Source organism: Legionella cherrii, assembly GCF_900635815.1.
GTDB lineage: Bacteria > Pseudomonadota > Gammaproteobacteria > Legionellales > Legionellaceae > Legionella > Legionella cherrii.
On sequence record NZ_LR134173.1, the window covers coordinates 94,902 to 107,361 of the forward strand.

The window sequence follows — 12,460 nt, forward strand, 5'->3', positions numbered from 1 at the left end:
GGAGGATATCATGCCTACACTCGAAGAATTGAGAAAACAAATTGAACAGGCTGATGCTTGCATCATTGAAATATTGGCAAAGCGTCAAGAACTTTCGAAACAAATTGGTGCTTTAAAATCGCAAGAAGGAAAAAAAGTACTGGATCGCTCGCGTGAAAAACAATTGTTTGAGTATTATGATCATTTATCCAAGCAGTACCACTTGCAAGAGGAATTTATTAATCGCTTGTTCAAAATAATCATATCCAACTCTAGAAAGGTACAAAAATAATGAATCATTTTATAAAAAAGAGTTTACCTGAAGATTCTGCAACCGTTGCGATTAATTCATTAGCCCAGCAAAAAATAAAGGAAGGCATTAAAATTTATAACCTCAGCGCCGGTGAGCCCAAACTGCCCCCCCATCCCGCAATTGTTACTGCGACCACATACGCCCTGGAACAAGGACAAACCCTTTATCCTCCAGTAGCAGGTATTTCGGAACTACGGGATCTAGCCAGTGTATGGATGAATAAAACATATGGCTGTTCGTTTAAAAAAGAAAACTGTCTTGTCGTTAATGGCGGAAAATTTGGAATCTATTTGCTGATGCAATTACTAGTGCAACAAAACGATGAAGTCATTATCCCCGCCCCCTATTGGGTTTCTTATCCAGCGATGACTCAGTTATTTGGCGGAAATCCAGTCATCGTTGACACCAAAGAAACAGATGGATGGAAGTTGACAGCCCAGTCACTTAAAAAAGCATGTACGCCGCAAAGTAAACTTCTTATTCTGAATAACGCCACTAATCCAACCGGCGCATTATATACTGAAGACGAGCTTCTTGAACTGCTGCACGTTGCGCAGGAACACGATCTACTCGTTATCGCGGATGAAGTATACAGTGCCCTCACCTACGATGGGCATTCCTATATATCGTGTGGTTCTTTTCCCCAATATCAGGACCGGGTTATTGTAATTCAAAGTTGCTCAAAAAATTTTGCCATGACCGGCTGGCGAATTGGTTTTGTTTTCGCGCCCCAATCCATCATTCAACCCTTAACTGCATTGGTTAGTCAAAGCACCAGCGGCGTAACCACTTTAAGTCAATCGGCAGCTATGGCGGCTTTAACTGAAATAAATTATGTAAGTATTTGGGTACAACAATGCATGCAAAAAAGAAGAGATACGCTTATTAATGCTTTAAATGATGCTTTTGGCTTAACCCTAACTTCCCCAGCTTCATCGCTTTATATATTCCTTTCTTTAAAAAGCCTGGGTTTTAATAAGGAAAACTCGGAAGAATTTTGTAAACACGCTTTGGAAGAAGCTCATGTTGCCCTTGTTCCAGGTATTGCATTCGGCAAAGAAGGTTATGTGCGGATGTCGTTTGGAGGAAATGAAGAGAATTTAAATGCAGGAATCCACGCATTAGCTCAATGGCTACATTCACATAATAGTCGATATTAGCGCAGCGTAATACGGGAGCGCAATACGAGTTCCCAGGCGGCCGGAATCGCAAGATAACTTACTGCTTCACCATGCAGATTACGTGTTTTATGACCTTTTCCGGTTAAATCTTCAGCCAGCAGCATCCCTCCGGGATTAAAATTTTTAATGTCACCATTACTTGCTTCAATCTGCACCATTCCAGATAAAACAATAATAAATAGTTTTTGAGCTGGTTTATGCCAATTTTATTCCTTATGAGACCCTTCACCAAAAACCATGATAGACCGGTATCATCCGGCTCGTCAAACCGATTTTCTCTGGGTTTAATTCTTCTGCTGCTGCCTTAAAGTAAGAATTACCCTCTTTGTCTGTAAGTAATATAGTATAAGGGATCGCTTTAGCCGCTTGGATCTAAAAATATTTAAAAAATCATCCTGTAAAATGACTTCATCGTGCATTTAAGATGTGTTTAAATTGGCAGCGAGAATAGCAAAAATTTAATAGACGAAACAATTACAGGATGGACCACTTACTCACTTCCAGAGAGAAAAATGATACGGTTAATAATCTTTTTTATGCTTTTCCCTATTGTGGTTTTGGCAAATAACCAAACTGTTTACTATGAACCAAAAACTGTTGAATTAATTGGGGTTCTTAAAACACTTAAATTTCCTGGACCGCCCAATTATACCAACATAAAAAATGGTGACAAAGCCGAAACTGGGAGCTATCTCCTCTTAGATAAACCGGTTGATGTCGAAGTTTCCCCTGCAGCAAAAAACAGTACTGATAATCCACCAGAAAGAAATGTTTCATTGATACAACTTGTTGTCACAGAAAAAAATTTCTGGAGGCAAATTAAGGAAGGTAATAAAATTCGAATCACAGGAACATTATTTCATGCACTCACAGGGCATCATCATGCAAGGGTATTAATTAATGTTAAGAAGATCGATGTACTTTCGCATCAGTCAGGACAAGATAATAAGCAGCAATTAACTCCCGAAGATAGGCAATTTTTAAAACAACAACACGTAGAAAATGATTAGGATAGCTATTATTGGAGCTGGCGCATCAGGTCTTACCTCTGCTACCGCAGCGCTTGCAGAAGGAATGATTCCCTGCATTTTTGAAATGTCAAACCGAATTGGTGGCGTCTGGGGCCCCGATCTTCGCGCCCCTTCGGATCAAGGTTCTGCTTGGCCAGGAATGAAAGTAAATATCTCACGCCATACTGGAACTTTTTCTAACTTCAACTGGCCACAAAACACACCAGACTTTCCAACAACACAACAGGTATATGATTATTTACATGACTATGCGGAGTATTTTGAACTATTCCCGTATATCCGATTTGGGTGTCGCGTTATTGAAGTCTTGGAATGTGATGGAAAATGGCTCATTCGATGGCAAGAAGACAAAACAACACTTAAAGAGGAATTGTTTGATTCTATTATTATCGCAACGAGTAAATTCACAAATCCTTATACCCCTAATTTTAATGGATTGGAACAATTCAAGGGTAAGAAGCTTCATAGTGCACAATATAAATCTGCCGAAGAATTCATTAACAAAAGAGTCTTAATCGTAGGTGGCTCATTAAGTGGTACATCAATTGCCGAAGAGGTCGCCAAAAAGACGGATGTCATCCATTTATTTAGAAAAGAACGTTGGGTAATAAAAAGATATCGGTCTTCAGATCCCCAAAATCATGGCCCTTTTTTGCCAAGAGACTTATTAAAAACTTATGAAAGTGTGCAAGTCTCTCTTTCTAAAGAAGAGCAATATCAATTGATGCTGCAACACTGTTCTGAGCAAAACGAATTTCCTGAATGGTACATGTCCCCTTCTTCACCTGTAGGCTTTGTTGTTGCCGATGAGTACTTCCAAGAAGTTCGCAGTGGTAAATTAAAACTGATTCGCGGGGAAATTGATCATTTTCTCAACTCCAGCGTTGTTTTAGAAGATGGCCGTTCTATTAATGATTTTGATGTAGTGATATTTTGTACTGGTTATGAAAGAGATTTATCATTTCTTCCCGAACAATTACGTTTAAAGCCAACCACTACTCTTTATGAAGATACGTTTCCAATAGATGCCAAGAACTTAGCCTATATTGGTATGTATCCTGGAGCACGTGGCGCGGTATTTCCTCTTGTTGAATTGCAAGCACGATATGCTTGTGGGGTGTTCAGTGGCAGACTAAAGCTTCCTTCCATAGAAACAATGAAAGAGGAAATCGCAAATACACCAAAAGACCGCGATGAAATAAAATTCTCCACCTCTCTGGCCCAAAAATTAGAGGTGATACCCCAGTTAAATTCATATCATTGGAGCATACGCCGCATGCTATTAGGCGCATACACGCCAGCGCGATTCCGACTTGAAGGATTCCATAGTGATTCAAAAGCCGCATTAAAATCAATCGAAGAAACGGAATGCTATAGACGTAGGTTACTTAGGGCACATGACAAAATCCCTACTCTGGCTTCTATGTGTTTGTTTAAGGTTCATCAATATAAAAAGCAACAAGAGGAATCTCTTGAAAAGGGAGATACATGTTCATGTATCTGCCATAATCCAAATTAGATTAATTTTTTCATCACGGTAAGAAACAGTTCCGAGTTCAAAAAGAATTGTAACCATGCATGCAAATATTGATATCCACTTTGTTCGAACCATTGTGGATCAACCATATAAAACTGTCTGATAAAGGGAAATAAAGCAACATCAGCTATACTGATCCGCTGCGCTAAAAGAAAGCGTTGTTTCATTAACAAATAATTTAATTGATGAAGATAATCGCTCGCTTCCTCTCTGTAATATAGCGGATCTTTTTTCTCTGTGCGTTGGGGATATTTATAGTTATCCAGAATAGGTTTGAATTTTGTATCATTCAAGTGAATTAATTCATTACATTGATCTTTGAGTTTGTTACATAGCCACCCTTCGGGGTCAGATTGTGTTAATGCCCAAATCATAATATCAATGCTTTCATCAATGACGCGACCCTCTTCTAAAATTAACACTGGCACTGTGCCCTTGGGTGATGCCAAAAGCATTTCCTGAGGTTTGTTTTTAAGCTCAACCTCGCGTTGTTCCACTTTAATTTTGGAGTAGGCAAGTGCCATTCTTGCTCTAATCGCAAAAGGACAGCGCCTAAAAGTATAAAGTATCGGATAATCCACTGAATTTAGACCATTTGTTTGTTCGTAAGAAAGCATGTAATTCGTGACTGAATTCAATCAGATCATAAACGAAAGGGCTAGTAATAAACAACTCATGATGCTACTGCCTTGTTCGCAGACAAATTTGTTTAGCCTGATTATTAAGCGACCTAAAATTCAAATTTTGGCCAAAATGCACGTTATGTTTACATAAAATACAACCAATGTGTATAATTAAAAATCACAAACCAAAAAGGTAACATCATGGTCAAGATCGTTGTGAACAAAGATAACCATGAGCTAGTTCTGCTGGATACAGAAAACATCAGGTTAAGTGAAGCATCAGAATATTATAAAAAACTTTCATCCTTCGACAAAGTGGATGAGGCGTTGGAAGTCATGTCGAGTTTTGATATGGGCGACAAAGACAATTGGAGAGTCGCAATACTGTTCAAGAGTCTAAAGAAAAAACAAGAAGATTCTAAAGAATCAGAAATCAGCTCACTCTTACAACAGTGCAAGAATTTTTCATCAATGCATATACCTAATTCGGAACAGCTTGCAAGCATGAAGAAATTACGCTGTTATCGAGTAGGAGCAGATGCTGGAGCAGGATTTAAAGACGGTGATTTAGACATTCTAGGGACCGAAGGGTTTTTACACTGTACCGGTGTTTTGGTCGCCACAACAGATGCAAAAGGCACGCCTTGTTATTATGTCGCCCATATATTTGGTGATCGAACAACAACGAGTGCCGTTCAAGAAGAATTGGATCGAATTCTTTCTGACCTACAAAAGCTTACCGACAGAAAACTCAGTTGGTCAGACTTAGAAGATCAAGTGACCTTAGTAGGTCCTGGAAGCGAATATGAAGAACCTAGCCCATGTTATAAACAAACATTTAAATTATTAACGCAAGCAAAAGCAAATCCTACACCTATATTTGGTGACAGCGTTGCTTTCAACATCACGGGAGACGGCGAATTAATCATCTTAGATCCTATAGCTCAATTAAACGAGGGGATTCAATCCCAACTACCGAGAGTAGGACATGGCATATATTCTCCTGTTGATAATAAAGACGCTGATGAATCAATAACAACGATTGAACAACAAATTGCCGATGCAATTTCAGCGGATGAGTTTCCATATAAAGATCATTCTGTTGTGAGCAAATTATAAAATGGAGTTTTTTTCCGACTACTATGGTCTATGATGCACTTCTTAATAAACCAGGATGTATGTTGTCAATGGATCCCTGTCTGCGCAGGAATGATAACGGGATAAAGTACATACGACCGTAATGCTTCCTCTAATAAGAGCAATAATTCATTTCAACGGGATACCACTTCTTTTCCCAAGATGTTATAAAGTATGTTTTTTCAATCCAGGATTTGTTTCACATGGAATACCGGCCGGATATTGATGGCTTAAGAGCGATTGCTATTCTCTTTGTTTTATTTTTTCATGCAGGCTTCAAATTCGTTCCTTCCGGCTTTATTGGTGTTGATGTATTTTTTGTTATTTCTGGGTTTTTGATCACGAGCATCATTCATAATTCGTTACAAAAGAATCTTTTTTCTTTTATTGATTTTTATAATCGAAGGCTCTGGCGTTTGCAACCCGTACTTATTTGTTTAATCGTTACCACTCTTCTTTTAACTTTAATTTTTTATTTACCTGAAGATTTGATTCTATACTCCAAGAGTGCCCGTAAAACCTCTCTTTTTATTTCAAATGTCTTTTTTGAAACAGCAACAAAAGGTTATTTTTCACCAAACATTAACCAATTGCCTTTATTGCATACCTGGTCATTATCTATAGAGTGGCAATGCTATCTTATCTTGCCTATAGTAATTTACCTTCTTTATCGAGTGGTGAGCAAACAGCATATTGCCAAAGTCATCTACTTACTTACGCTACTATTTTTTGTTTTAGCTTTATTCTTTTCAGTTAAGGAACCAACAAAAACCTATTACCAATTATTAAGTCGTATTTTCGAATTTTTAATTGGTTCCTGTATCGTCTTTAGTTCTCATCGTTTTTCATTCAATAAATATTTTTTAGAATTGATCAATATTATTGCTTTCCTGTGTTTATTTTACATAGCAACTCATGAGCAAGTTAATGCAGGATTCCCTAACTGGTATGCCCTTATTTTATGTTTTGCAACAGGTATATTAATTGCCTCAGGAGGACTTCACCCTCAACCGCTGTTTAGTCGCTTGCTTTCTGTCAAACCTTTGGTCTTTATAGGGTTGCTTTCCTATTCATTGTTCGTTTGGCACTGGCCCGTATTTGTACTGATTCGTTATTTAGGATTCGAAGAAACCACCCCGGTTCTATTATTCGCCTTGGGGCTCGTTTTTGTCATAGCTTATTTTTCTTGGCGATTTATTGAAAAACCAGCACGTCAATTTCATAAACTTCACTTCGGTTACAGCCTTACTTGTTTATTTATAGTACCTGCCCTCTTCATGCACATAAGTGATCATGAAATTAAGAAGCATGAGGGATACCCCCGGCGTTTTGAGGAAATGGCTCGAATTAACACCCAATTAAAACACTATACTAATCCACAAAGAGCCTTGTGTCTGCAGGAAAAAAACATGGAAGTAAATACTCAATGCACCCTTGGAGCAACACATGCAGGCAGTAAAAAGGGATTCATGTTTGGGGATTCGCACGCGAATCATTTGTGGGGATTTATGGACACGCTTGCTCGAGAAGCGAATATATCGATTCTTGCTCATTCCACTGTTGCATGTCTTTCTTTACCTGGAATCGAGCAGTATGACTGGAATAAAGTAGTTTATACTGCATGTCATGAACAAATAACGCGTTATTATCAGATGATCAAAACAAATCATTATGATTTTGTGATCTTGGGACAAAACTGGGACGGTTATTTGGGGAATAAACTGATTGCCAAGGAACCGGTCGAACTGGTTAAAAGACGAATTGAAAAAGCATTAGATGAGGCATTACAAATCATTATTGCTTCGGGTTCCAAGCCTATATTGCTCAAAAGCATTGCCGTGCATGACTCCTACACTTGTTTTTTTAATCACATCAAACAAAGAAGCACATACGATCCCAAACAATGTGATTTTGATCTGTCTACACATTGGCAGTCATGGCAGGATGATTTATTTTCACGAATGAAAAACAAATACGCGCAATTAATCATTATTGACCCGAAAAAGGTCCAATGTCCCAAAGGTAGATGCCAAGCGGAGATTAATGGCATTCCTGTGTTTCGTGATTCTGGGCATATTACGGATTATGCTTCGTATCACTTGGCAACTCGTTATTTACACCGATATAAGAATCCTTTGATAGAAAAGAGGACAACCTAAGATCTTCATTTCATTCAGTTAGTTGACGACGACAGTCCGTATAACCCTCGTATATGAGATGCCATGTAAGATTATGTTGAACGCTTAATAAATTGTAAAAAAATCGCAATAAATTGGGGTTTAATCGGTGATTCAAATCATTATTGGGTTATATTATTACAAGTTGAATTTTTTTTGTTTTTATAAAAAGATTATTGTGGAGATACATTATGTCGACGTCTGAAGAAGAAATGAGAAACAGATTATTGGCCGAAAAAACTGAAGAAGAGCGAGAAAAAAAGAAACATCAGCTGCAAGAATTAGAACTTGAAGAGCAAAATAGAAAAAAAACCATAATCAAACCGGAACAAATGAATAAGGATTGGCCCAAAATAGTTGAAGAGTTCAAAAAACAATATGGCAAAGAGCCTGACAAAAATGGTGCGCTGGTTTTTGATTCACCCGAAGAAGTAACCAAATTTTTCCTAGCGCAAGCCACTGCAACACCCCCCCGAGAATTTCATGGAGTCCAATTAGGTCAAGATGGCAAGCCAATAGATAACCACGTATATTCCTGCGGCAGTGGTCATCTTTTTCAAGGCAGCTTAAAGGAAATTCAAACTCAGATAAAAAAAGCGTTAGAAAATGATCCTGAAAATCAAAAACTTAAAAATGGACAAGCGTATATTGAAAATTTAATAAACCCCCAAAAAACTATTGAGATGCGACGCAACATAAGTGACTTGAGAGATTCGAAAGAAGAAACCTTACACGAGTCACACAAAAATTCCATGAGCAGCACTCTTTAATCACCACATGTAGCCTGTTTAGGCTACTTTTCCTGTTTGGATGTCCGCTTATTCCTTTATTTTATAGTTTTTTTACATAGTCCTATACGTAATGCATTTTAGCTGGAGTCTAGACTTTTCCATAAAAAGGGCTTAACTCGAGCTCAGTGCATTGAAGTGATTTAAGACAACCCCTATAATTTGATTTAATTAAAAATCACAGGATAGAGCATGAAAATAGACGAAACCCCTCAATCAGTTGAAGCCTTAACCAATGAAGACTATTCCAAGGCAATGAACTTTATCGGGCAAAATTTATTGTCCTCTTTAGTACAATCCGTGGAAAAATTACCGCCACATTTTCGTAATAGTAATGTAATATCCCAGGCGCTCTCTGCATTTGTGGCGAATATTATTTACAAACAATCGCCAGAAAATGCTGAGTCCCGCCAAAAAATGCTTGAGGCAATGACCAACCTTGTGCGAATGCAACTGAACAACATCCCAAATCCATCAAAATAAAAATTGGAGTGATTCCGTATTAACTCATACGGAATCAAAGATAAGCTGCATTAAATTCAGCTTCACTCATAAACAATCTTTTTTCCTTGAAGTTGCCTTGATGAATGTTTTTTTCACGGTATTTGTTAAAAAATTCCGTTGGCTTGTAAATTATTTTGGGTGGTTGGTAGGTATTATTTGCCCGATATTCATTATAATTCGGGTTTATTTTACGAAGATTATCATCTAATAATTGAATCGAAGTGTCTAAATTGGCTATTGGCGTCGATAAAATAAAAAAGAGCCGATTACCCGATCTGCAATCAAGATAAACCGCAAAATCATGAATAGGTTGATTGAGTGCATGAGCAAGACATTCCACTACCTGTTTTATTTCAGAAACCAGGATTTTTTCAGAAATTAGGGAAATTTGTTCTTTTGCACGCGCAAAAAATTTGAAGGTAAGTGGTTTCACAGAGGTGATTTCAATAATATCTTCCATTTCATAATTGATTAAGCCGGCAAGGGTTGTAACATAAATAAGATAACGCCCCCCCTCTTTTAGCTCATGCAATTGCAAGAACTCGGAATCATCTCGATTGTGTTTAAATTGATAAAAGACATCAAAGGGATTAAAAACAAGGCCAGGCCAATCGCTATGTAAGGTATGCCCAAAAAAACCTTCTGCGGCGGAATAATGCTCTAAAAATAGGAGCTTTTTCTCTGTGCTTACATCACCTATCCAACTTTTTTTAAGGTAATCGATTTGCGAAAGAGATAAAAAATTTCCTCCATAGACACATACAGATAAATTTGTCCATAACTGCTGTAGATAGCTCACATTAAAATAGGATAATGCTTTTGCAGTAACTAATTGGATAATCGCAGGAAAACCTAAAATGATGCGAATATCTTGATCTTTAATTTCCTCAAAAATACGTGTCATTCTTACTTGTGCATCTGGGATAGACAATGTTTTTGTTGATGGGTATAGCAAGTCCTTATAAAGCCAATGCCGCTTTGAATTCATATAGCCCGATATGAAGCCTACAGGCAAAGCAGTAGGAGAATCATAGATATAGGGTTGCGCACTCAAATACAGCGCCTTGCCATCAAATAACTCCTCATGATTATTTAATTCATTGGAAAACCCTGCATATAAACTAAAACCAATGCGTACCAAGTTGTTGATTAAACTTGGGGTTATTGGAATGTATTTGGGACCACCAGTAGTTCCTGAGGTTAAAGAAATGGCTTTAATAGGCTCCCAACTGAAGAATCCCTGTTTCCCTTCTTGATAGATTTTTTCAAACTCAGGGCGTAACATTTCATAATTAAAAGCAGGTAGTGTTCGTGCATTATCCATAGTTTTTAATTGAGATAATCCACAGTGGATGCCAAGCTCTGTTTTTCTACATGTATTGATAATTTTTTTAAGTGCTGCATTCTGATAAGGATAGGGATCATAAGCGCTTTTTTCGATTTTTTTGGCGTAATGACGAATAATCGGTATGCCACAATTTTTTAGAATCGAATGGCGGAACATGCTTCTGGCCTATAGTTTATAAAAACAAAATGTCTCATTACATTAAGTTTAGATTATGGGCAATTAGTTTGTCTTACCCGGAGATTTTAATTCAATGATAAAACAACTCGCCTGAGTCTCATTCACCAAACAAGAAATCATGAATAGACGGAACACCTTGTAGCCCTTATTATTTCTAAACTGGTTGATTTATAAAATCCAATCCTTCCCCTATAATTTATGATAAGCCCCATGTATCTTTGAACTATAAAATTTTTTTAAATCAATTAAAATTAGGAACCAAGGTTTTAATTGCTCAACGGACTTGAACATGATTATTTCCTCTATTACTGACTATCGTGAAGCGGCTCGACGGAAACTTCCTCGATTTTTGTTTGATTATATCGATGGCGGTGCTTTTGCCGAACAAACACTCAAGGCCAATACTGAAGATCTTGCCAAGGTACTATTACGGCAAAGGATTTTAAAAAATGTAGGGCATCTCAATTTTGAAACTGAACTTTTAGGACAAAAGCTGGCAATGCCAGTCATCTTAAGCCCCGTAGGTCTTACCGGCATGTACGCCCGACGAGGGGAGGTCCAAGTAGCCAAAGCAGCTGCAGAAAAAGGAATACCTTTTGCCTTATCTACAGTTTCTGTATGCTCTTTGGAAGAAGTATCCGCTCATAGTTCCCAGCCTGTCTGGTTTCAACTGTACGTACTCAAAGATCGCGGCTTTAATGCAGAGTATGCTGGAACGGGCTCAAACTTGTGGTGTGACTCATCTGGTATTCACAGTAGATATGTCCACTCCAAGTGCTCGCTATCGAGATGCACGCTCAGGAATGTCTGGTCCATTTGCCCGTGAACGTCGATTCTTGCAAGCCCTGATGAAACCCTCCTGGGCTTATCAGGTGGGCATTATGGGGCGTCCACATGATCTAGGAAATATTTCGACCTATTTAAAAAAATCGATAGGACTAAAAAATTATATTGGGTGGTTAAATAACAATTTTGATCCCTCAATCAGTTGGCGCGATCTGGAGTGGATACGTCATTTTTGGAAAGGACCCTTACTCATCAAAGGAATACTTGATCCAGAAGATGCAAAAGATGCAGTAACTTTTGGTGCAGATGGAATTATCGTCTCTAATCATGGCGGACGGCAACTGGACGGCGTATTATCTACCGCAAAAGCGCTGCCTATGATTGCAGATAAGGTCAATTCAGACCTCACAATCCTTGTTGATTCAGGGGTACGCTCAGGACTCGATGTGGTACGAATGCTGGCTCTTGGGGCCCAAGCAGTGCTTCTGGGTAGACCGACAGCATATGCTTTAGCGGCAAGAGGACAAGCGGGAGTGGAACATATGCTTGAGTTGATACGAAACGAAATGGGTATTGCCATGACCTTGATGGGCGTAGGTAGGTCTACAGAAATTAACCGAACTCATCTTTGTACTGGTTCATGAACTCGAAATCATCCCCTGGAACATTTTGCTCTACTTCTGAGCATCCTTAACTCCTTTCAGACTTGGTCCATATCCTTAGGTAGGTGTTCTTAATATCTGTTGCTTTATCCAGGATGGATTCGTATTAATCTGGTAACATAAAAATAACATTTATTGCAAAATAAGCTATACCTATGTTTGGTCTATCATGAAATACATCATGCATGCACATGCTATGCGACGTGAAAACGCTTTA

The 12,460-nt window shown here is 38.2% G+C and carries 13 protein-coding genes; 10 read left to right on the forward strand and 3 right to left on the reverse strand.

The genetic code is table 11. From position 1 onward, the window contains the following. Nucleotides 1-10 precede the first annotated feature (10 nt). Nucleotides 11-271, forward strand: a complete 261-nt coding sequence (locus EL022_RS00460; RefSeq protein WP_028380868.1) for a chorismate mutase — start codon at nucleotides 11-13, stop codon at nucleotides 269-271. Next, nucleotides 271-1,452 (forward strand): pyridoxal phosphate-dependent aminotransferase, encoded by a 1,182-nt coding sequence (locus EL022_RS00465; RefSeq protein ID WP_028380867.1) that lies wholly within the window; start codon nucleotides 271-273, stop codon nucleotides 1,450-1,452. The genes EL022_RS00460 and EL022_RS00465 overlap by 1 nt, the downstream gene beginning before the upstream one ends. Here the strand turns inward: EL022_RS00465 and EL022_RS00470 are convergent. Beyond that, nucleotides 1,449-1,631, reverse strand: a complete 183-nt coding sequence (locus EL022_RS00470; protein ID WP_028380866.1) for a cupin domain-containing protein — start codon at nucleotides 1,629-1,631, stop codon at nucleotides 1,449-1,451. The genes EL022_RS00465 and EL022_RS00470 overlap by 4 nt on opposite strands. A gap of 354 nt (nucleotides 1,632-1,985) precedes the next feature. Here EL022_RS00470 and EL022_RS00475 point away from each other — a divergent pair, with 354 nt between their 5' ends. After that, nucleotides 1,986-2,483 (forward strand): DUF4431 domain-containing protein, encoded by a 498-nt coding sequence (locus EL022_RS00475; RefSeq protein ID WP_081776871.1) that lies wholly within the window; start codon nucleotides 1,986-1,988, stop codon nucleotides 2,481-2,483. Then, nucleotides 2,476-4,023, forward strand: coding sequence for a flavin-containing monooxygenase (locus EL022_RS00480; RefSeq protein WP_028380864.1), 1,548 nt, complete (start codon nucleotides 2,476-2,478; stop codon nucleotides 4,021-4,023). The genes EL022_RS00475 and EL022_RS00480 overlap by 8 nt, the downstream gene beginning before the upstream one ends. Here EL022_RS00480 and EL022_RS00485 read toward each other — a convergent pair. Beyond that, a complete protein-coding gene (locus EL022_RS00485) occupies nucleotides 4,020-4,658 on the reverse strand; it encodes a glutathione S-transferase (RefSeq protein ID WP_081776870.1) in 639 nt (212 codons plus the stop codon). The genes EL022_RS00480 and EL022_RS00485 overlap by 4 nt on opposite strands. Before the next feature lie 207 nt (nucleotides 4,659-4,865). On the opposite strand from EL022_RS00485, the gene EL022_RS00490 reads away from it, so the two are divergent. The 4 genes from EL022_RS00490 to EL022_RS00505 all read left to right on the forward strand — a co-directional run bounded on the left by EL022_RS00490 (nucleotide 4,866) and on the right by EL022_RS00505 (nucleotide 9,249). After that, nucleotides 4,866-5,783 carry a hypothetical protein gene (locus tag EL022_RS00490; protein WP_028380862.1) on the forward strand — a complete coding sequence of 306 codons (918 nt, stop codon included), beginning with the start codon at nucleotides 4,866-4,868 and terminating at the stop codon, nucleotides 5,781-5,783. Between the two features lie 221 nt (nucleotides 5,784-6,004). Beyond that, nucleotides 6,005-7,960, forward strand: a complete 1,956-nt coding sequence (locus tag EL022_RS00495; protein ID WP_028380861.1) for an acyltransferase family protein — start codon at nucleotides 6,005-6,007, stop codon at nucleotides 7,958-7,960. A gap of 209 nt (nucleotides 7,961-8,169) precedes the next feature. Next, nucleotides 8,170-8,748 (forward strand): hypothetical protein, encoded by a 579-nt coding sequence (locus tag EL022_RS00500; RefSeq protein WP_028380860.1) that lies wholly within the window; start codon nucleotides 8,170-8,172, stop codon nucleotides 8,746-8,748. 210 nt (nucleotides 8,749-8,958) lie between these two features. Then, nucleotides 8,959-9,249 carry a hypothetical protein gene (locus EL022_RS00505; RefSeq protein ID WP_028380859.1) on the forward strand — a complete coding sequence of 97 codons (291 nt, stop codon included), beginning with the start codon at nucleotides 8,959-8,961 and terminating at the stop codon, nucleotides 9,247-9,249. A 34-nt stretch (nucleotides 9,250-9,283) separates the two neighbouring features. Here the strand turns inward: EL022_RS00505 and EL022_RS00510 are convergent, their stop codons facing one another. Then, nucleotides 9,284-10,774, reverse strand: a complete 1,491-nt coding sequence (locus EL022_RS00510) for a GH3 family acyl-acid amido synthetase (protein ID WP_028380858.1) — start codon at nucleotides 10,772-10,774, stop codon at nucleotides 9,284-9,286. Nucleotides 10,775-11,084: 310 nt separating this feature from the next. Here EL022_RS00510 and EL022_RS16735 point away from each other — a divergent pair, with 310 nt between their 5' ends. Both EL022_RS16735 and EL022_RS16740 read left to right on the forward strand, forming a co-directional pair. Further along, a complete protein-coding gene (locus tag EL022_RS16735) occupies nucleotides 11,085-11,621 on the forward strand; it encodes an alpha-hydroxy-acid oxidizing protein (RefSeq protein ID WP_277873301.1) in 537 nt (178 codons plus the stop codon). After that, the gene (locus EL022_RS16740; protein ID WP_277873337.1) at nucleotides 11,503-12,225 is read left to right on the forward strand and encodes an L-lactate dehydrogenase; all 723 of its coding nucleotides are present in this window, start codon (nucleotides 11,503-11,505) and stop codon (nucleotides 12,223-12,225) included. The genes EL022_RS16735 and EL022_RS16740 overlap by 119 nt, the downstream gene beginning before the upstream one ends. Nucleotides 12,226-12,460 lie beyond the last annotated feature (235 nt).

Bases quoted from the DNA above. Each gene is read 5' to 3' on its own strand.
- EL022_RS00470 (WP_028380866.1), bottom strand. From the start codon at position 1,631: ATGGTGCAGATTGAAGCAAGTAATGGTGACATTAAAAATTTTAATCCC.
- EL022_RS00490 (WP_028380862.1), top strand. From the start codon at position 4,866: ATGGTCAAGATCGTTGTGAACAAAGATAACCATGAGCTAGTTCTGCTG.
- EL022_RS16735 (WP_277873301.1), top strand. From the start codon at position 11,085: ATGATTATTTCCTCTATTACTGACTATCGTGAAGCGGCTCGACGGAAA.
- EL022_RS00480 (WP_028380864.1), top strand. From the start codon at position 2,476: ATGATTAGGATAGCTATTATTGGAGCTGGCGCATCAGGTCTTACCTCT.
- EL022_RS00510 (WP_028380858.1), bottom strand. From the start codon at position 10,774: ATGTTCCGCCATTCGATTCTAAAAAATTGTGGCATACCGATTATTCGT.
- EL022_RS00460 (WP_028380868.1), top strand. From the start codon at position 11: ATGCCTACACTCGAAGAATTGAGAAAACAAATTGAACAGGCTGATGCT.
- EL022_RS00505 (WP_028380859.1), top strand. From the start codon at position 8,959: ATGAAAATAGACGAAACCCCTCAATCAGTTGAAGCCTTAACCAATGAA.
- EL022_RS00475 (WP_081776871.1), top strand. From the start codon at position 1,986: ATGATACGGTTAATAATCTTTTTTATGCTTTTCCCTATTGTGGTTTTG.
- EL022_RS00465 (WP_028380867.1), top strand. From the start codon at position 271: ATGAATCATTTTATAAAAAAGAGTTTACCTGAAGATTCTGCAACCGTT.
- EL022_RS00495 (WP_028380861.1), top strand. From the start codon at position 6,005: ATGGAATACCGGCCGGATATTGATGGCTTAAGAGCGATTGCTATTCTC.
- EL022_RS16740 (WP_277873337.1), top strand. From the start codon at position 11,503: ATGCTGGAACGGGCTCAAACTTGTGGTGTGACTCATCTGGTATTCACA.
- EL022_RS00500 (WP_028380860.1), top strand. From the start codon at position 8,170: ATGTCGACGTCTGAAGAAGAAATGAGAAACAGATTATTGGCCGAAAAA.
- EL022_RS00485 (WP_081776870.1), bottom strand. From the start codon at position 4,658: ATGCTTTCTTACGAACAAACAAATGGTCTAAATTCAGTGGATTATCCG.